18 protein-coding genes are annotated in these 20680 nt (G+C 45.4%); 2 read left to right on the top strand and 16 right to left on the bottom strand.

Annotated features, from left to right (window positions below):
• From D7322_RS16065 to D7322_RS28480, 15 genes are all read right to left on the bottom strand, one after another.
• Positions 1–3280, bottom strand: a 3280-nt coding sequence (locus tag D7322_RS16065) for an RHS repeat domain-containing protein (RefSeq protein WP_147430445.1), incomplete at its 3' end; no start/stop codon positions are given.
• Positions 3281–3294: 14 nt separating this feature from the next.
• Positions 3295–8442 carry a hypothetical protein gene (locus D7322_RS16060; protein WP_147430444.1) on the bottom strand — a complete coding sequence of 1716 codons (5148 nt, stop codon included), beginning with the start codon at positions 8440–8442 and terminating at the stop codon, positions 3295–3297.
• 12 nt (positions 8443–8454) lie between these two features.
• Positions 8455–8961 (bottom strand): hypothetical protein, encoded by a 507-nt coding sequence (locus D7322_RS16055; RefSeq protein ID WP_121125302.1) that lies wholly within the window; start codon positions 8959–8961, stop codon positions 8455–8457.
• 78 nt (positions 8962–9039) lie between these two features.
• Positions 9040–9567 (bottom strand): OmpH family outer membrane protein, encoded by a 528-nt coding sequence (locus D7322_RS16050; RefSeq protein ID WP_121125301.1) that lies wholly within the window; start codon positions 9565–9567, stop codon positions 9040–9042.
• A 74-nt stretch (positions 9568–9641) separates the two neighbouring features.
• Positions 9642–10514: a hypothetical protein gene (locus D7322_RS16045; RefSeq protein ID WP_245971353.1), complete on the bottom strand. Its 873-nt coding sequence runs from the start codon at positions 10512–10514 to the stop codon at positions 9642–9644.
• 456 nt (positions 10515–10970) lie between these two features.
• Positions 10971–11141 carry a hypothetical protein gene (locus D7322_RS28485; protein WP_183078729.1) on the bottom strand — a complete coding sequence of 57 codons (171 nt, stop codon included), beginning with the start codon at positions 11139–11141 and terminating at the stop codon, positions 10971–10973.
• Complete coding sequence (locus D7322_RS16040; protein ID WP_121125300.1) at positions 11128–11325, bottom strand: hypothetical protein; 198 nt, start codon at positions 11323–11325, stop codon at positions 11128–11130. The genes D7322_RS28485 and D7322_RS16040 overlap by 14 nt, the downstream gene beginning before the upstream one ends.
• Positions 11326–11421: 96 nt before the next feature.
• Positions 11422–11922: a DUF5675 family protein gene (locus D7322_RS16035; protein WP_183078728.1), complete on the bottom strand. Its 501-nt coding sequence runs from the start codon at positions 11920–11922 to the stop codon at positions 11422–11424.
• Between the two features lie 71 nt (positions 11923–11993).
• Complete coding sequence (locus D7322_RS16030) at positions 11994–12632, bottom strand: fibronectin type III domain-containing protein (protein WP_121125299.1); 639 nt, start codon at positions 12630–12632, stop codon at positions 11994–11996.
• A gap of 820 nt (positions 12633–13452) precedes the next feature.
• Positions 13453–13773, bottom strand: a complete 321-nt coding sequence (locus tag D7322_RS16020; protein WP_121125297.1) for a MerR family transcriptional regulator — start codon at positions 13771–13773, stop codon at positions 13453–13455.
• Positions 13774–13939: 166 nt separating this feature from the next.
• The gene (locus D7322_RS16015) at positions 13940–14533 is read right to left on the bottom strand and encodes a hypothetical protein (protein WP_121125296.1); all 594 of its coding nucleotides are present in this window, start codon (positions 14531–14533) and stop codon (positions 13940–13942) included.
• Positions 14502–15284: a LytR/AlgR family response regulator transcription factor gene (locus D7322_RS16010; RefSeq protein ID WP_121125295.1), complete on the bottom strand. Its 783-nt coding sequence runs from the start codon at positions 15282–15284 to the stop codon at positions 14502–14504. Before D7322_RS16010 ends, D7322_RS16015 begins: the two co-directional genes overlap by 32 nt.
• Positions 15284–16336, bottom strand: a complete 1053-nt coding sequence (locus D7322_RS16005) for a histidine kinase (RefSeq protein ID WP_121125294.1) — start codon at positions 16334–16336, stop codon at positions 15284–15286. Before D7322_RS16005 ends, D7322_RS16010 begins: the two co-directional genes overlap by 1 nt.
• A gap of 75 nt (positions 16337–16411) precedes the next feature.
• The gene (locus tag D7322_RS16000) at positions 16412–17452 is read right to left on the bottom strand and encodes a lysophospholipid acyltransferase family protein (RefSeq protein WP_121125293.1); all 1041 of its coding nucleotides are present in this window, start codon (positions 17450–17452) and stop codon (positions 16412–16414) included.
• Between the two features lie 81 nt (positions 17453–17533).
• A complete protein-coding gene (locus D7322_RS28480) occupies positions 17534–17701 on the bottom strand; it encodes a hypothetical protein (protein ID WP_183078727.1) in 168 nt (55 codons plus the stop codon).
• Between the two features lie 353 nt (positions 17702–18054).
• Here D7322_RS28480 and D7322_RS15995 point away from each other — a divergent pair, with 353 nt between their 5' ends.
• Together D7322_RS15995 and D7322_RS15985 are read left to right on the top strand one after the other, a co-directional pair.
• A complete protein-coding gene (locus D7322_RS15995; RefSeq protein ID WP_183078726.1) occupies positions 18055–18648 on the top strand; it encodes a Crp/Fnr family transcriptional regulator in 594 nt (197 codons plus the stop codon).
• A gap of 189 nt (positions 18649–18837) precedes the next feature.
• Complete coding sequence (locus D7322_RS15985; RefSeq protein ID WP_147430443.1) at positions 18838–19200, top strand: hypothetical protein; 363 nt, start codon at positions 18838–18840, stop codon at positions 19198–19200.
• A gap of 81 nt (positions 19201–19281) precedes the next feature.
• Here D7322_RS15985 and D7322_RS15980 read toward each other — a convergent pair whose 3' ends face one another.
• A complete protein-coding gene (locus D7322_RS15980) occupies positions 19282–20649 on the bottom strand; it encodes a RagB/SusD family nutrient uptake outer membrane protein (RefSeq protein WP_121125289.1) in 1368 nt (455 codons plus the stop codon).
• Positions 20650–20680: the final 31 nt, after the last annotated feature.

Here is a 20680-nt window from a genome sequence, read left to right as displayed (position 1 = left end):
TTCCCATACCAACATAAGGTGAAACATACTGGCCCATCGGATCCACTGCCAGCCACCTTCCTATCGCCACATCGTAGTTTCTCAGCTCAAAACTGTTCCAACCAGTTTCCTTATCCTTCTCCGCATACAGTCCCTGATAACCATACCTACTGTCTATACCCGCCGAACGGGCTTCCATACCATAGGGGTAATAGTCCGCATTGTACTGTACATCCGCAAAACCTCCGGGCAGCTTGTTCCGGTTGATAATTGCCCTTGTATTGCCCAGATGGTCCGTCAGCGTATAGCTATAATTCCCTCCCAGCCTGTTCAGCATACCCAGCCTGTCTGATCCATACACCGGCTGCTCAAGAAGCTGCAGTGCCCCGCCATTCTTGCTCTCAAACACAGCCATTAACGTGCCCGCATCATTGTAACTGTACCAGCTCACTGCGTTTGTCCGGTGGTCCTTCTTCATGATCCGGTTGCCACCCTCGTCATAGGCAAAGCTAAGCATTATCACCGACTTCGCCGCATCACTGTAGATACTTGTCACCTTACCCGAGACATCATAGTCCAGGTACATACCCGCTGTCCCCTTCACCTGTGAGGCCAGCTGGCCGACCGCGTCATAATTATAGCTCGCATAACCCGTTACCGAACTCAGCTTGTTGGTGCTCGCCTGATAATTGTAGGTAAAGTTGTTCACAGTAGTGCCCGCTCCGTTGGTCCGCTGCAATTTCAGCAGGTTCCCGTGACTATCGTAACTGATCCCCTTCTCCTGGTTCACATTAGCCGTTCCCGTGAATACCTTGGTCCCATAATCCGGTGTACCCCAGATGTTGGACAGCAGCTGCCCCTTGGTATCGTAAGTATAGATATTCATCCCAGCAGCGTCCACCACGGTATTTGACGGTGTTACCTGTGTCTGCCAGCCGATACCGTTTGCCAAACCGCCAAACTTAAATGGGGCTGACGCATTTTGGATACCTAAAATATTGGTACCTGTACGTAGGTAATCATTGGGATAATACTCCATGTTCTGGCTGAACACATCACGCGCAAACCCGTTGCCCTTTCCATCTTTGCCCGGATCATTGATACTAATCTCATTCTGCATCACCACATTTGCATTGTTGATGCTCTTGAGCTTGCCGTCAACCGTGTACACATAATCAACCCCTTGCAGCTTGTCGCCATATTCAACACGTTTCAATCCGCCCGTCAAGGCATAGATATATTTGGCATGCAGCACCCTGCTGGAAATATTGTCAGTCGTATTGGTGTACACCGTTTTCAGCTTCCCGTTCAGGTCATACTCATAATAGTGCACAAATGTCTCCGCGGCCGTGTTCTTCTGGTACACAGACTTGGTCACACGCCCAAACTCGTCGTACACATACTCCATCGTCTTGTTGCCCAGCCCCGTCGCATTGCTGACCGTCCATAGCACATTTCCGTCACCGTCATAATTGAACCAGCTCCGGCTGACCAGTTTGGCCGCGTCCTTCACATTGTTGATCAATAGGCTGTATTTGGCTGTATAACTTACGGCTCCGCCCAAAAAGTAGCTGTCCTGTACATACCCCGCAACACCGTGCGTGGCATTGGCAACATCGTACTGGATCACGCTCACGTCACTCTGCGTACCCGTGACCGAGGGAAGCCCTCCGGCATCCAGCATCGCTGCCGTGAGGTTCTCAAACTTGATCCCCGTACCCGTGGGAAGATATTCCCCCGACTCTGTCGCCCTTCCATAACTATCGTAGTTGGTATAGCTGTAACTGCCCTTCTGTTTCTGCAAAGCGTTCTGGGAGAAACGGATCTTACCTTCGGTATTATACTTCAGCTCCGAACGCCCCTGATCAGGACCGGTACTCGCAGCAAGCAGCCCCTGCGCATTGTACTCAAAGGTCTTTATATAGGGAACGCTCGCCAGCGTGGCATAATTTGCCAGCCCCCCGTTCAGCAGCTTCTTCACACCCTCGGGCGGGATGCTCGCACGCAAGCGGCCTAACTGGTCATAAAAATTCATCGAGATCGTACCCAGCCCAAGGCTGTAACTCGCTGTCTGTGCCCCGGTAGTTGTACGCAGCTCATAGAGCCCCTTGGCCAGGGTCACTGCTCCCGCGGAAACGCTTGTCACGGCTTCGTTTAATACATAGTTCACCAGGCTCGAAGCCGCGCCGCTGAAACTCACCGACTGCGAGGCCAGTACCGGAAAATAGGCATTGCTGTTGGCAGCAACGCTCACCGTCTTGGCTATTGTCAGCTCCGTACCAGCCAATGCCGAAAGCACCGGAAGACCGTCAACCGAAACCGAAATTCCTACATTCCGGTCTGCATCTAGGCTCACCGACATGACCCGAACAGCCGAATCCACTGCCGTACGGCCGCCAACCTCCGCATCCGTGAAATACTTGCTCCGGATGCTCTCATACAGTTCCAACTCACCAGTGACCGGAACTGAGAAAGATATCGCCTCACGGTTCTTGCCCATACGAAGCTCATTGCCTACACCGGCCTTACGGCTGAAGATACCGCTGCCGTTGGAGGCATCTGTGCCCAATGTGTAAGGATGCGTCGTGACATCCTGGTACGGTTCCCAACTATTGGAGCTGCTGTAATACCAGCCCAAAGTGCCCGATGTTGTACCACCGACTGCGTCAGCGGTCACTGTCTTGTCCTGCTTTGTCCCCACACTGTTCAAATACCGGCCGAAATTACGGAAGCTGTACGCCACCCCGCCAGCCGAGGTAAAAAAATCACTCTTGTAAGCAAAAGATGCATTATTGATCGGCGCCGACAGCGTACTGCCAACAGCTCCACCGTACACCGAATACAGCGGCTCGCTCGCTATCACGTGCCCAAATTCCAGATTCTTGCTCTGCTGCTGAACGGCCTTGCCCAGGTCATCATAGAACACCTTGCTCTCGGAAACCACCTGACCGCTGGCGTTAAAACTTCGGCCAAGGATCCAGTTCATGTCCGTATTGGCCTGGGGATTGTTCGGCGCCAGGGGGATCTTGAAATCCGAATCAACCTGCAGCACCGCCGTCGAACCAGACATCAGGTGGACTCCGGGCTTTAGCGTGATGGACTGACCGCTCTTAGCAGTCAGACTCTGACCCGAGGAAAGTATATAACTGCTCTGGCCAGTAGCCGGAAGGACGATCGGGTCCGGGGTAATGATCTGAGTCTGACCTTGTGCACCAAACCCGGCCAGGCATAGCAGCGCTATAGCATAGTGGTCAGCAGCTTTCGCTACCCACCTGTATGTTCGTTGTTGGTTTCTTTTCATCTTGGATAAATCGCTTAGTTCGACAGTCCGTTAAAACTCCTGGTACTATAGTTCAGCTGTGTCTCCGATACCTTGTAAGGTGTACGCCCGAACTGCTCCCGGTAGGTCGCAATAAGCTGTCCCATAGCATTGTACTCATAACGCGTATAAAGGTTGTTACGGTCCAGGCTGTAGCTCAGCTCACCAGTGGCCGCATTATAAACCGAGGCAGAACTAACACCGTTTTTTGGCTGGAAACGGAAATCATCGACATATGTCGTCCCCGTACCGTCGTTTTTGGCAAACACACGCACCGTAGTGCCCCCGCTCAGCGTGATATCAAATGTGATCAAAGTCCATTTGCCGGAAGTCCTGGTGCTCACATTGGAAGCGCCCGATACCGTTTTGTCCACACCGTCAAGCTGATAGTACAGCTTCACGTTATGGGCAGTCTGATTGTTCACCCAGACACTCGCCGTATAGGTACGTCCCGCAGTAAGCTCGGACACAGGAACACTGTAATCAAAACCGGTCTGATCTGCTGCGAGCTGAAGGCTCTTACTGCCCGTATGGAATACTGCAGTGGAAACAGTACCTGTACCCTTACTAACCTCAAGCTTCTTACCGTTGCTGATGTTTTCATCCTCGGCCCCGCTGAAGACAATCTCCCCATATTTGGCAAACGTACCGCTCAGCACGGGTTTGGCATTGTTGTAACCATAGCGCGTGCTGGTGTGATTGTTCTTGAAATCCCGGGTGCTCAGCACATGACTATAGGCATCCATCAACACGACATCATTGTTGCGCTTCCATGCCGCATTCGCACCGGCCGGATTGCTGCCCGGAAAAGCTACAAAACTTGCAACTGCAGTCATCCCGTTGGCCGCAACGCTCAGGGGCATCCATACATAACCCGACGTCTGGCGCCAAACATTCCCGTTGGTCGCTGCATTGTTCTGGACGATACGGTTGCCACTTCCATCCAGAACTGCACCACCGTTGCTCCACACATTGTAGCTTGCAGAAACCAGGTGCTCCTTGGCCCCGCTCGCATTCAGCCGGTATACATTGCTCGCCGAAACCTGTGTCAGCATATGCTTCTTGGTCCCATCAAGCTGGCTCGGGCCCATCGCCGCGAAATCACGGTACGCAGGGGTGCTCTGGCTCAGAAAGCTATTGCCGTAAGAGTCCGTGCTGATAGACTCCGTAACGGCGCCGCTGTAGAAATCAAAGGCATTGACCTTTTTTGAGGTCTTTGTGTTATGGATATAATCATACTCCACCGTGCCAACATTCACCAATGGATAATCTTCTCTGGCAAACATGGTCCCCATAGTCTGCCAAGTATTGTTAGAGGTATTGAGCACCTTTTTCACTTCCGAAAAACGCTCGCTGAGAAGCCCCTGGTAACCAAAGCCCTGAAGCTTGGTTTTGTAACCTGCAAAAAAATCACCAGTAATACCCTCATGCAGGTATTGGTTGACAACACGCTTGGTCAGTTTCCCGTTTCCGTCATAATAACTGACGGTTTTGGGAGAGCCCATTAAACTCATAAACTTACGAAACAAATGATTTGCAGTCGCATACGAAGTTGATGAACTGGGACTTGTCACATAGTTTTTTTCTATTTTAGCATCTTGAAATGTAAAAAATTCCATCACATTTTTTGTTAATGGAGCTCCGTTTGCACCATCGGGATAGACTATTTTGGAAACACTTTCCACTCGAGAATACATAACTCCTGGCCCAGGGAGCTCGGGGCCGTAGTAAGAAACGTTTGCAAAACCAAGATTCAATGTTCCATCAAAAATTGATTCATAATGACCTTCTGTAGATGCTCTTCCTTGATACCGTTCGTAATTTAAAGGTTCATAACTGGTAACACCCGACGACACAGAGGAATCATCCTTACAATATTTGTAATTAGTCGTATATTTTATACCATCTAAGCTTCTTAAAGTAATCGATTTTACACGAACACCATTGCCCCCCAAATGATTCTTGTCCATTGCAGTGGCTCTTAAATTAACATCCAGCACCTTGGTTTGAGAGCGATTTGTATAATATACATTAAACAGATTATCTTCTAAGTAATCTGCGAATTCAACATCCATCGTGTTTCCATTCATTGCTTTTACCAGAACAGTTGAACCCATATATGCATCATACATTTTTGTTGAATTTGGATCAATGGGATCCACTGACCGCCCCCCCATATTAGGATCAGGATTTTTTTCATAATACTCTCTAAAAAATACTGCCAAAATATTTTCACCGACTTGATATATGTCTTTACATGCTCTACCATTGTTTATCATCGTAAGCCTATAATTAAGTGGCGATAGCTTGGTTACACTAATAAAGTGTACGGATATATTGTTACCATATATGCTTTCACGAAAATCGTGCCCCTCAAATCCTATTTCAACAAGAGGTCCGCTGGAAGTCTTTATCGTCCGCAAGGACCACACATCTGTCGACTTATTAGAGATCCTGGTCGGAATTCTACTTAAATTCTGATTAAAATAACTCACATAATCCGATTTATACATGCCCCAATAATCATATTTATCCTTTTCGTAAGGCGGATTTTTGGTTTTTCTAATATTTTTTGAACCGAGATTACTAGTTACATTTCCTCCTTTTAAAACATAGCTATAGGTCGAGCCAGATTGGGTAATCTGATCAATATATCCACAGAAGACAGGATCTGCATCATCCGTCTCAATAAGATCACCTAATTCGTATGCTACCGTAGTTCCTGAAATACTGCCCGGGGAAACAGTTGCAAGTCCTTTTTTCTGATCTGAAACTGAAAGGTTATAACCAAACTCCGTCTGTGGTAAAATACTGGCTCCTCCCTTTCCTCTGATTTTGAAAGATTTGAGCGTTAGTTTTCCCAATTTATTTGAGGGACTGGAATAATCAAAGCTGGTCGTAGCACCTTTCGCAAGTGAATAGTCATAATCGAAATCAATCACCCTGAGAGAACTAGACTCTAACTGCGATCGCCCATAGGCATTCACATCATTTTTATCGAACACGTTATTGGATAACTCACATTCTGTACACGATACCGTACGGCCGGAAGGTATAAATCCAGAAGAACCACCACTAGAATTACCTACACTTGGTATCCCTGTGTTCTTAAGAATATAAACATGGCTCAATCGAAGGCTCTGATTTGAATTTGCATTATATAAGCCTGCATTGCTATAATCTGTGGAGACACTGTTCTGTGAGGACCAGTTTTTATTGAAAGATTCTTTGGAAGCACTTTTGCCATCAGTTCGCACATCTTTCTCAAAAAGAGCTGTATGCGTACGCGTTTTTATAGCATTCAAATAATAAACTTCCTTTTTCCCCATTGATACGGTCTTAAACCTTTGGTCGATATTATTCGTAAATCCTTCTGTAGGCGTCCGCCAAACAAATTCATCGGTCCACTTACCATATTCAAAACTGACCCAGTACCCATAATCTGCTTCGTCAAGTACCCCTATTGTACCGCGGTCCACATAATCAGGTCCAGTCACCGCCGTGAGATGCCAGGTATAAGCATATCCGGCATTTTTAGTCTGCCTGTTAAATTTCAGGTCACTGCTATTAAGTTTAACTGTATTTTCCTGATAAACCTCTTCCTCATAGCTATAGGCTGGTAAATTATAGTGATAAGTAACACCACTTTCATTCGTTATAGAGAATCCTGTAATACCACTGTTAGTTGTCCCAGATGCAATAGGTCCCAGATGTTTCTTGCGGTCCAGTCCAGAGGCAACTGGCTGTATAAATTTCACATTGGTGTTGGGAGTAACTACATTACCGTTTGCATCTGTTTTGAAATATTGAATTGTTTTGGAACCGGCTAAAACTTGGTTTGTACTATTATATCCTGAAGACCAGCTTCCACTATTTCCGCTAGGAGCAGCAAAGGGTAGCGTGCCATTTAAAATCGTATTCGGATCAGTAGAAAATGCCGTATAGTTTTGCTGTAAAGTATTTGAAAAATCTCCTAAAAATCTAAATCCCAAATTATTTGATACTTTGGTGTTATTACCATATTGAACAGTCATTTTTGATGATGATGCATCTCTTTCGACTACATTTTGTCTGGAAACAGATCCCTGATAAATAAATGGCCGCATATAACCGCCAATTCCTTGGCCCGTCACCATATAGGAGTCGAATGCAGGCTGGGCACCATCCTGTGTCTTGTCGGGATCGCTACCGCTACCTAATTGAAATGCATCGTTAACCAAACTATTGTCACTCAATAATCCACTAAATGACTTCGAATTCAACGCTCCGTAAATATTACTATTTTCCGTCTCATCGGACCAATATCTTGTTCTTATTTTGGAGAACCTCACAAAAAGAAGGTTTAGTCCAGATTTCTTGGTCTCAGTCTGTACAACCCCTTCTTTACTATTGGAAAGACTTGACTCAATAGAGATATTTGTAGAAACTCCAACTCCACTGGTTGACAAATTTGCATCAAGCAAGCTATAACCATATACCGAAAGTAAAGACGTCGAAATCCCAAGTGAGTTGTTCTCTCCCAGGGAGCCCGTAAGACTTAATCCCATTGCACTGAGTCCCCCTATCACTGAGAAACCGCTACTATAAGGGTTGGATCCAATACCAATTGTTGCTCTTACTCCTGAATCTTCCCCCAAACTAAATCCGTAAGCAACATTCCATCCGATCCCGACCCCTCTATAGGTATCCTTTACGACTATAACATCGGCGGAAACATTGACAACAGGAATTGTCACTCCGACAGAAGTCACATTTGTTACTCCTCCTGACCAATAATCACGGCGGCTGGCTTGGGTATTGGCCCAATCGTCAGGAAAACCGCTAATCGTTCTGGTTATCGATCCTGGATTTAAGGTCCATCCCAAACCTACCCAGCTACTTTCCTGCTCCGGATTGATACCAGCATGGTAGGACAGTGATAATGGATAACTTCCTTCCGGGCCCGGAACCTCCATCAGAGGTACATTGTAGACAAAATCTCCGGTAACGGGATTGACCATTGTCGAAGTATCTACCGGTTCAAAGCTCGATGCATCGGGCGACAGGGGACCACTTGTCAGGGCTAGAGCTGTCAGTGGGCTAAAAGTTTGGTATAGTATTGCACTGAGACAAACCAATGCAAATATTTTTCTTTTTCTTTTCATTTTGATTATTGGTTAATCTAGTTTTTCTAATTCTACAGTGAGATCATCCAAACGTTCCAAAGCCTCCCGTTTAAATGTAAAATCATACTCGGGAAGGCCCAATCCGATATCTCTTAATTTTATTGTCAACTCTTTTTCGTCTTTTAGCTTGTCCCGATCAAGCGCTATAACGACCTCCGTATTATTGGTCGCGCCGTACATTGGTGAGAATTGAAAGTCAGCTATTTCTTCATCCTTCCCATCACAACGAACAATGATATAATCGCCAAGTTTAAAAGATAGGCGATTGACCAAAACAGAATAGGAACTCTGGTCAACAGCTGACAGCATATCCTTATCGTTAATCTGGTATATCAACCTGAAATACAAGTATTTTCCTAGTAAAGTACTGTCAGCGTTGTCCCGCATCAGTATGCCTGGGATATACGACATGGATACTTTTACCCCGTTGTTCTCCTTGCTGTCAAACACACCATGGTTTTTATTCTGGATATAAGTATAAAGCTCTCCGCGATTCATTATTTTTTTCTGACAACCCGATAAGATGGATAGAATGCAGATATTGATATATAAAATTCGAAGAATCACTGCTACCTCCTATTTTTTTGAATTGAGTTCTTTAACAATGTCTCCGGTTATATCTGTACCATCCTTGGCATAAGCAATCGTGCCTGCGGGATTGGCAATCAGGATCATGCGATATCCCTTGCGCTTGCCGTATTCTTTTAAGAATCCATTGATGGTATTGACAACGCCTGAAAAATCTGTCTGACGCTGTTTCTCCAGCTTATCCTTTACAACAGCCTGATAGCGTTGTAGGTCAGCCTGTTTTTCGTTGATTAAGCGCTCCTGCTTTGAACGCGAAGCTGCATCTAGCTTTCCCCCATTTTTCTCATAATCCTTTAGTGCCCCCTGAATTTCTTGCATCAATGTGTCAATATTTCCCTCGTACTTCTTCGCCTCATTCTCCAGTTTTTTGTTGACTTTTACTGCCTCGGAATACTCCTGAAAAAGCTTTGCTGTATCCACATAGACAATCTCATCTTTTTTTCCGATTAGGTTCCACACACCAAGAGCTAGTCCTAATAATACTAGCATGTACAGCAAAGAGCTATTTACTTTCATATGATTTAATTTTATTGATATAAGTACTATTCTAAAATTTTAGCGGTGAAAACGGATTATCATTTAATCTTCGGTTACCTGGGTTTACTTTTTTGTCTTGATTTAACCGAGCTGGATTCCTTCTGGATTTTCTTATTGAGCGCTATGACTTGCAAGGTAAGCTCCTCAATCTTTTTTAAAAGAATCTTATTCATCTCTCCCAATGATATCCCATTTGCTTCCGCATCGGCTGCTTTAGGGACATCTGGAAGATGGCCGTTCTTTTTGATAAACTCTTCCGTTTCTGCCAGAGACAGTAATTGGTAATCTTGCTTGAATACATAATCAGGCCAGCCAGCGGTTTCCACCTTGATCTCCTGGCTCCGGATTTTCCCGTTGACAGCCAGATCATAGGCTCCCGGTGTCGCAGTCTTGATCCCCACCTTACCCGAAAACGAAAAATCACCAAGGCCTATTGGGTTATCCAGTAGTGAACTTATGGTAGGCTCGTTACCATTCACTTCCTCCAATCGAGGTCCATAAAAATATTGACGGTCGCTCGTATTGGAATCATAAAATAGATAAGAACGGAGACGGGTTGATGTTGCCGTTGAGGGGAATTTAAAATCTAGTGCAGAAGCAACTTTGGTTCCTGTAACCCCATCGTAAACTCCGCCCGAACTTGCTTTAGAAGGATCGTTGGAACCGTGTACATAACCGACCAACAGGTACCATTTATCCAACTCAGGAAGATTTCCATACCAGAAATAGGGATTATTATTTACAACATCATTTACGGAGTTGACGTTTGCAGCGCATCCAAAATATGCCGTTCCTGTCTTTGAGTTCGTTCGTTTTATCCATACGGAATAACGATATGTCTTCTGGTGGTTGATAGGGATATCCACGGAATTGAAACCTCCGTCTGCTTGGGCATCTCCATTCGGGGTAGCTTTCCAGACAATCACTTGCCGCCCCTGAGGACCAATCCCCCACTCGCGTTCGTTTTCAGTGACGAGACCATTCGGCGTGAATCAGACTGTGCCACCACCTCCGATGACCCAATCATTGAGATTTAATAGATTTTGTGCCCTGCTTTCCATAGCATACAAAACAAGGACAAACAAAATTCCTATTATAATTTTTTTTCATAATTAATTACAAAATGGTTAATAACAACAAAGGGTAATTATGAAAGTAAAAGATACGGCATCAGTTGAGCTTAATTACTTTTCATCATTCGGCTAGTCTCATTAATTTAAGCTCAAATAAATATAAGAAATTTTCAAACACACATCACAATAATTTTTTGTTAAATATTTCCTTACCCCAGACTTAAATATTGAAAGTCCCCGTTAGATGTAAATTTCGTTGACTGCATATCTTCTATCTAACAAAAAAAGCACCCGAAGGTGCTTTCATACTCATTTTTTCCGTTTGTACCATCTTCCGAGCAGCTGGCTCGTTGCAAAGCTTACAAGTGTTCCTAAGGCGGCAGTCAGGAGTGTCTGTAGGATATCGCCAAAAGAAATACTCGCCCACAGCGAACATAGCGTACCGCCAAGTGTACCTATACGGATATCATTGACTTTCATCTGGTCCTCCCTCCTCTTCAATCCTGTCCTTTTCGCTTTCCTCCTTGTCGTCAATGACGGATTCAACAATACCTACACCAATAGCGAGATATTTTAAAATATCCATTGCCTTTCCTGGCAATTTAACCGGAGCCAATAGGATCACCTGCAGCGCCCGGCCGATTTTATTGATTATTTTCTTCATTGTTTAGTTTTTTTTATAAACTGTTGACATTAAATATTTAAACCATTGTTTCACCCATCTCTCGCAGAACGATAGTCCTGATCTTCGTTCCATGATTTAATTGTCCTGTTTCGTGGCAAGCGTCAGCTTTTTTTGACACAAATCAGGCTGACAGATCTGTAACCAGACTTCGCCCTGTGCCATCAGCTTCAGCAACCGCTTGTACAAAGCTTTGTACGCCTTTTTCGACTGATAGATTTCATATTCTCTGGTATACTTGATGTATTTCATAGTGTAGCCGACCAATAGGCAGCCAGCCGTATCACCAAAATTGTTACCGATATGAATGTAGACATAGGAGAAGTCAGGGATGGCGAGTATCTCGATCATGCCTTTGTGCAAATCAGGGAACAGTCTCTTATAGCGCGCATTCATGGCACCATACGTATTCAGTCCGAGTTTATACTTACCTGCGGGGATTGCTGTACTGCCCTTGATCTTATAGTCACGAACGGAATCCTCCAGTCCATAGCAGAAAAATTCGCCGTCGACATAGATTTCCGAAAGCGTACTGTTTTCACCTTTTTTGACCCTTTTAACGTTTACAATTGATTTCATAAGCTTGTGTTATAGTCAAACAAAAGGAAGTCAGCGCCAGTCTAACGGGCGCTGCTTCCATCTCGGTCCGATTACCGTGCAATCAGCGAAACTGGTTCGCACCAATCCCCCGTCCCCTTACCATTGCGCGTACGAATGCGCACACAATAGCGTACTCCGGGTTCCATTTCTGATAGCACATTCCCACGTGAGGAGGTCGTCAGAACGACCTTATTCCAGACGATCTCTCCCGTACTTGCCATCGTGCCTATCTCCACCTCGTATTCCCAGGCTGCCTTAACGGGCTTAAAATCTAGACGTAGTTGTCCGCTTAGGCGCCCATCGCGCAACTGTACTTTTTCTACCATGGTGGGGGCCTGCGTGCTGCTGGGTTGAGATGCCAGGACCATTCCGGTACTCAGCAACAGCGACAGTTGACCGTTGGCAACCTCGTTGACATAATGGGCCAAACTGCGCAGCGCATTCAACAGCGCATCGCGGCTCTCGTTCTTTTGACTGATCTCCAATGCGCTTCCACGGCGGCTGGCGATCTCATGCTTGGTGATATAGTCGTTGACCAGCGGCTCCAGCACCGTGATCGCCGGATTTGGCTGTGGAAAATTAGCTTGTGCTGTTGTTTCCTGCATGGCTTTTAAAATGCGGCCAGCCAGCGTCGATAACGCATAGTCAGACCAGCCCGAATAATTGCTGATTACTTTTTCTTTTCTCATTTTCTAGTCTTGTAAATCTTGAATAAAAATTTTACGTTCTGTTTCGGAATACGCCCGTCTTATTAAGGGGGTACCCAATGCCTTATGGATTGCCGTGTTTTCATGATCCAAAGGTGGTAGGAGAAAAGCCCCGAAAGCGATCTTTTGGGCAAGGATGGGCCAACTTGGGCAAACGCTGATCTGTCTGCATGGCAAACTTTGGCAAAGTCCACTATTTCGCATTTACTTTCGCCCGGAACGAAAGCACTTGGCCCCAGACCAATAAAGCAAGCGTGTGCAACACATACACTCCAGGCGCCCCAGTAAACACTTGCGCACGCAACGCATTTTCTTCGGACGTTTTTTAAAACCGATGAACCGCAGGTGCAAACAGGAACCAGACGAACCAGATCGGGTCAGCGTCCAAAGGATTATGATCACAGTCACAAGAAGATGCAGATTAGGCACGAAGAAATGTGAATAGCTTAAAAGAATATAGGTTGGTAATCGAAGCGATTGTTATCATTGCCGAAGCAGACAGTTGCAGCGTGCCGGCAATCACATTTAACACGAATGGGTTTGCGTGTACGGACCAAGACAAACCGTGGTCTATCGCAACAATTGTTTCGGCCGTCAAAGACTTTAAAAGAAAAGAGCAAGCAATTCTACAAAGAGGGGAAGAAAATTAATCAAATGGGATAGCTAGTGCGACGGTGAACATTGATTTTGCCCGGGCAGGCAAGTAAACATCGTCGACGGGTCATAGAATTGCTTGGTGGTGTGACAGGAAGTCACACGGATCGGAAGAGATTTCGGCAAGGCAGAACCAAATATCGGACCGTCACGATTTACCCTTGATCAGGCAGTACCATTTCTTGGCATCTTCGACTTCAGCCCGTATAAGACGTACATTCCGTTTTTTAAATATGCTCGTCAATTTCTTCTGCCGCCGCAGTGCGTCCAGGGTGTTGCGGCTGATCTTAAGCTCGAGGTAAGCTTCTCTTACGGTCATAAGCTCCTCCTCAGTGTAAGTCTTTACCTGCTGTATTTCGGTGGATTCTTCCTCTTTGGGTTCCACTGCATTTTGCGCAGCCTTGCGCTCTTGTAATAGGCTCAACATGGCCAATAGCGTCTGATAGATCGCTTCACTTCTGTTTCTCATATACAATTTCAATTAGATAATTTATGGTCATATCAATCGTATCCCCGTATTAGCAGGGACAATAATAATCTGGTGGCTATATAATTGGTTACCGCAACGCAAAACTTCTGTTAACGCGCTATCGCTGTCTATCGTGTTCGAAGAACAATCCATTCTATCAGCACAGCTAATAATAAGCACTGAGCCTCTCGCTCATATTTGTCAACAATTTCCGTACTTTCAAAATACTGTTCCGGTCCATATCGCTATATTTTTTCCGCAGGCTTTCGTACGAAAGATGCTCCTGGTTGACCGTGCGAAATGATGTACAGACAAAGGTCAGCATCTGTTTCAGTGAGCCCTGCTCGACCAGTTCCATATCTTTCAGCAGCCGCAGTAGCAGCAGCAGCTCCTTTGAGGAGATCTTTAATGTACAGGTTTCTTTCAGACCAGCGAGCTGCAACCCTACATTTGCAATCCATACCTTATAAAACGCCAATTGATCGGCCATCCAGATCCGCCTAGCTTCTTCACTCAAGGCCGAACTCGCCAGGAGAGACTGCAGTTCTGACCGGGCGAACAGCATCTCGGATTGCTGGTCTACAAATTCCTTTAATAATGTACAAAGGTCCATACACTTCTCTTCCAGCTGCACCAGACCGGGCATCCCGCCATCCCCTGCCCGTTCCGCTTGATCGACTATGACGCAATCTTCTTGCAGCGCCCCTATCGCCGCCTGTATATTGCCTTTAAACGTCACTTTTAAATTGTTTCCGCTCATTTTTAAACATATTTTTCACTTTCTTTACATAGGTCCGGCCCACCTGCTGTTCGGTACGCCCCATTATCCCGCGCAGCTCCAGCACATTTCCGCGCCTAAGACACAGTATATTCCGCTTGGACAAAATACAGTCGCGATGCACCTGGATAAAAAACTCGGGCGGCAATGCCTTATTTAGCGCACTTAAAGTCATATTGAGCACGATTCTTTTATTGCCTGAATACAGCTCCACCTGCTCACTGTCACTCTTGGGCACGAACATATCCATCTCTTCAAAGCACAGTTTCATTTTATTCTCTTTCCCCGGCAGGATCAGGCCAAACTCATCCGTTAGCTTCGGAAAGCGCTGCAGTAACTGCCCGTTCGTCGCTTTTTTCTTCATTTCCAGCTTTTCAAACACCCGGTCTACAGCCTGGTCAAAGAGCTCATTATCATAAGGCTTTTCCAGATAAAATCGTATGCTATCGTATGGCGACAACTTGGGGCCATAATTATCGTAAGCCGAACAGCAGATGATATCCAGCTTGCCGTCCAGCTGTTCGATCAGTTCAAGTCCGTGCAGTTTTTCCATTTGCATATCTACAAATAATAGATCAGCCTGATGCTCCTCGATCTTTTGCACCACGAGCGTCGGATCCGTTCCCCACCAGACCAGATGCAGGTCATTTCGTGCGTTGATCCTTTCCAGCAGCGCCTTTAATCCTGACCGCTCGTCATCTACTGCGATACATTTCAAGATTCTTTTTTCCATCAATTTTGATAAATAATTAATTTCACGTGGTAATGATCCCCTTGTGGCCCATACTCAAATACATGCTTCCCAGGGAATAGCATCGCTAGTCTCCGTCCACAATTGATCAGTCCCTGTCCGGTTGACGGCTTGGCGCTAGCTCCCCGATCGATTGCATTGCGACAATAGAACTCCAGCCGGTTATCGAGCAGGTCCAGCCGGATCTGGATCGGATCATCTTTTATATTTTTTAAGCCATACTTAAAGGCGTTTTCGAGCAGCACAAGCAATAATGTCGGCGGCACCTTCTGTCCCCATGACTCGCCACTCACCTGATAGTCTACCATACTATCCTTAAAGCGATGCGCCTGTATCTTGAGAAACCAGTCTATAGCTTCCATCTCCCTATCCACCAGCACCACCGTATTTCCATTGGCAACCTGTTTCACGCAATAACGCAGCAGATCTGCCAGATACTGCATCTGGCAGGCGGCTCCGGGCGCAACATCTTTGTATTCCTCTTTGATATCATTCAGCACATTAAATGTCAGGTGCGGAAAGATCTGTTCCATCATTTGTCTCAGTTGCAGGTCTTTTGCTTCCAGCTCGAGCCTGTGTCTCAACTCACTTTCGGCACGATAATCTGCCGCCGACTTTTTATAAAATACCTGCAGCACCAGCGCCGTTACCATCATCATCATGCTCAGTACCTGATTGGCGATCTGCCAATAGAGCCGGTCCCGCTCCGCGAGCCGGTCATCAGCAACTGTGAAAAGCCCCAAAAAAGGGAATAGGTCAAAAGCAAACCAGTTGACCAGTTCGATCAGGAGCCAGACCACACTGATAAAAATCAATATTTTATACCATGGCAAAGATTTCAGATAGAACCTATACATGATCAGTAGTGAAAGATTAAAAAAAATCAGCAATATCCCCAACTTTGCCAGAACCGAAATATAATCCAACACCCCATGCTGTAAATGATAATTGATGAGTAAAGAGAGTACAATATAAACCGGCCATACCCGTACCTGTACATCGAGGCTCTCCCTAGTAAATATTATTGATTCCATAATATATCGTGAAAACACAATATATTAAACACAATTGAAATACAATAAAAAATACCCTAATAATTAAGTAAAAATCTATTTACACCATTGGTTAAACAAATTGATGTACTCCTGTTGCTTCAGACCATATACATGATAATTCCGTTTGTCCAGTAGAAAATATTTCCCATCGTCTGTATTCTGATGGATCAGCCCATACTGCTGCATTTCCGCGTACGAGGTATCGTCATTGATTCCATCCACATAAATTAGCCCGCGCTCAGGGAGAAGCAGTCGTTGCAGCTGTGTCCATACAGTCCACTGCTGCGGCACATGCATCAAAAATGCGGACAAGAAACCAAATAGGGTTGCCGTTGTTAAGCGCACGAAATCAGCACGGGACAAGTCGGCAGCAGATAGAATAGGCGCTCTGGTCTGCAGCAGGATTTCTCTTTCTTTTCTCAGCGCCAGTAATGGATAGATGGGACATTGTAGCCTGTGGGCCAATGTAGCCGTCCCGCCGGGCACATAAATATGCTGGCCCAAAAACGTGATCTCCACAAGATTTTTGGTATCAGCGGCACCGGCTCCCGTAAGCCCATCTGCATATATAACAAGTTGATATCCAGCCCGGACAAGACTATAAATCTCTTTGAGCGCTGCAGGCTTATTGGCATTGAGCAACCTAAAGCGTCCTTCCATTTCTCCTAGTTGCATCTGCTTCATTAAATTGGGATAACGTGTATCCCAGGTGGACTGCACATCATCCCCGACAAGCAGAGCAAATTTGATCCTGTCACGCAACAGCAGATAATTGATCAATTGATAAGCCCCAAAGTGAAATGTGCAGATGATACCATGCCGCCGCAGCAGCTTGCACCTTAAATGCTCCCAGCCAGTTATGGGCAGCGGAAATTCGCCATCCATAAATAGCACATCCAGAGCATTCAGGGCAGCATATTCACGAAACTGACGATACAGCAGCCTATGCCTGTCCCAATCCAGCAGGGGCATAAAATGCTTTAGGTTTGCACTGAAATAGGCGTATGCATTTACAGACTCCACCGCCCCACTTGTGTCTGCCAGTTGCTTTTTGATATGTGCTAGTTTTTCATTATACAATTTTACACGCTTCATATGATGCTCCTCTATTTAGCTGTCCATATAATTCGGCAGCGGGTTTAACTATCAGGCTACCGAATTACAAACAATAATTGTTTAAAACATATCCAGTCCGGGTAAGACGACATCGCAGATATCAGTTTTCAGCACGGTCATTGCGACCATGGTGATTGTGCTACTAGCTGTCAGTGCCTCTCTTGACAATACATTTTTTACCAGTTTTTCCCATTGTTGTGGTTCTTTGATTTTTACTTGTTCATTCATTGCTCTGTAGATTACAATTAGTTAAAAAAATAGCGCTGCGCAGCGACGTTTCGATAGATCTACAATGCGAACATAAGCAGGAATGCAAAAAAATAGATGAAATAAAAAACTACGACATTCTCCTCGGGGTGAATGGTAAATTTTTAGGAAAAATTGCACCTATGTCACCCACTTTTACTGTTTTTAGGGCCATTCCTATTCTCTCCAAAATAATAATCCAAATAGACTGTCCCTTCTGTCACTTTTGGCGAAACTAAAAGATCATTTTATTAGCTGTTTTTTGGATGTGGTACCACAATGGGCCATATCCGGGAAAAGCAGAACAACCTATTAATAAATACAACCTTAATGCAATGAAAAGAATGTTTACCTACTTTGAAAAGTACCTTGCGCTTGAGGACGAACTCAAGGAACTTCTGCAGCACTTCGGCAGAAAACGCAGTTACCGAAAAGGCGATTTTTATAAGCAGGAGGATGAACCCGTCGAGAAATGGTGTTTTGTCCTGGAGGGCCTTGTGTCCAAGGAGCATATCAATTCGGCCGATCAGCTCGTGATCGAACGGATCTGCGAGCCCGGAGCCTTTTTTACGGGCACCAAACATGTTTTTTCCAAGTCAAACGAGCCGATTGCTATCCGCTTCCTCAAGGACACTACATTATTTGAGATACGAAATCAATACTTTCAGGACATGGTCGAAACATTTCCAGGTCTAAAATCCGTATACCATATCCTTACCCAGCATAAGCTCAATCATGCCGTACGGCATCAGCATACCATCCATGCCCTAAGAGCGGAAGAGCGCCTCCATGACCTATACCTGTACCGCCCCGGGCTAATCAAACTACTGACCGTGGAACAGAAAAAAGCATTTTTAGGGATCGCCAATAATACAGCTTATTACAGAGCCAAATACTATTTAGAAAAAAAAATAAAAAAAAGTGAATAGTTGTCCGAATCGTACAAGTTTAGGAAAGGCGCCCGATCTAAATTTGTAATAACAATTCAGATAACAGGAAATCACCCAGACAGCTGACTTCCAGGAAGCCGGCCGGTCATTATACAGGATCCCTCGATTGCATACTGTGAGGTAAAAACGATATGCAGAACAAAAATTAACAATTTAAAAACAAAAGTTATGAAAACTTTAAAATCAAAATTTATTGCCGGAGTGTCAGCATTGACATTATTATTAGGGAGTTTCTTCATTGTAAACGCCATGGAAAAAAAAGATGGAGCAGCTAAAGCGCCGAAACAAACAGAATACCGATGGTTCAGGATTACCAGCAATTACTCGCCCGGTAATCCCGTTTCATCGAGTGACGCTGTTTATTTAGGGACCTCTGCTACACCACCATCGGATGATTGTCCGACAGGTAACAACAATCAGTGTGTTTCAGGCTTCCTGCCGAGCCAGACAACAGCAAGCGGTAGCAGCTACGTACTTTCCGGGTCTTCACAGACGCCTAACCCGTCTGCGCCCCATATTACAAAAAACTAATCGCTGGTACTGAAGCATCTGAGCAACGGCAATTTTCAGATCGAAAATTGCCGTTGTACTTTCAGACCCGCCTCTCACTGGCTAGTATCCTTTATTTTGGGTCAAAAAAGAATTCCGTTCGATCTGCGTGCGTGGTATCGGATATAAAGCAGCATCCGAGCTCCACTCTGGCTTTTGACCAGACATAACTGCGTCAACCCGTCCGGTGCGTTTCAGGTCAAACCATCGGTGCCCCCATTCGCAAAAAAACTCAAGGCGCTTCTGTTTCTCGATTTCCAGAAGCAATTCTTCTCCGCTTATCTCCCGTTTCAGGACACTGAGCCCGGCACGCTTTCTGATCAGGTCCAGATCCTCAAAAACCTGCCCCATATTACCCAGCTTCAGATCAGCTTCAGCTCGGATCAGGTATTGCTCCGCCAGCCGCAACACCGCATAGTGCTCTGCACGGGCTCCGCTATTGAGATCCCTGGTCTGATATTTAAAGGGATAGGCATACTTTACGCCCTGTATTTCATTCATACGGATCCATTGCTGTTTGCGTAGGTCTTTTTCCTCAAAAGCTGCTAAAAGCGACCCGGTGATTATGTAGGCCGGCACACTCGATAAGGAAGAAGGAACAAAGGTATAGCCTTCCCAGGTAGCCCTGCCAGGATATATGGATGAGAATACGGAGATAAGTTCCCTGCTCCCACCGTCAAAAACTTTTTCCGGTGTTTCCGCCAACTTAAACACCCCGCTTTCGATAAGTGCCGTCGCCTCATCAGCGGCCTGCTGATACCTATCCGTAAAAAGGAATACCCGTGCAAGCAATGCCGAAGCAAAATTTCTATCGGCCCGCACATTTGAAGCACTGGCACCGGGTAATATTGTCTTTGCCTGCCTCAGGTCTTCGATAATTTTGTCGTAAATAACAGCTTCTGAACTCCGCGGAAGAATTCTATTTGCTCCATAATCGGTAGTCAGCACCAGAGGAACTGGCCCATAAAGATTAATCAGATAAAAATAGAGCAATGACCGCAGGCATAAAGCCTCGGCGGTCAACCGGGAGCGTAGCGACACACTCAGGCCTGTGCTCTTTTCCAGCCCCTCAATACAAGCATTCAGGCTATAGATCTGTGCATAGGCTGATGTCCAGAGCACATCGATCGTACCGTTATCCACTATCAGCATATTTTGCTGGAACTGCGTATTTTCATTATTGCCCTGCTGCACGATTTCATCGGCAGACATGCCGGGATAGATCGTCATCGACCCCGACAGGAAGCTTAGCCCGCCCTGGATCTTGGCATAGATTCCTATCAGCGCGGCATTTGCCGAAATACTGTCACCAAATACTTTTTCTTCAGTGAGTTCATTTCTGGGGAGCCCGATTTCGATCATCTTCTCACAGGAGCAAAGTAGCATCAGCTGTGCATAGAAAAAAATTATTATTAAGAATTTTTTCATCATTACAAATTATTTATTATGTCTATAAGCTATC

The organism is Sphingobacterium puteale (assembly GCF_003627955.1).
Classification (GTDB): Bacteria; Bacteroidota; Bacteroidia; order Sphingobacteriales; family Sphingobacteriaceae; genus Sphingobacterium; species Sphingobacterium puteale.
The sequence above is the reverse complement of the archived record's forward strand: the minus strand, read 5'-3'. Positions and strand labels throughout refer to the sequence as shown.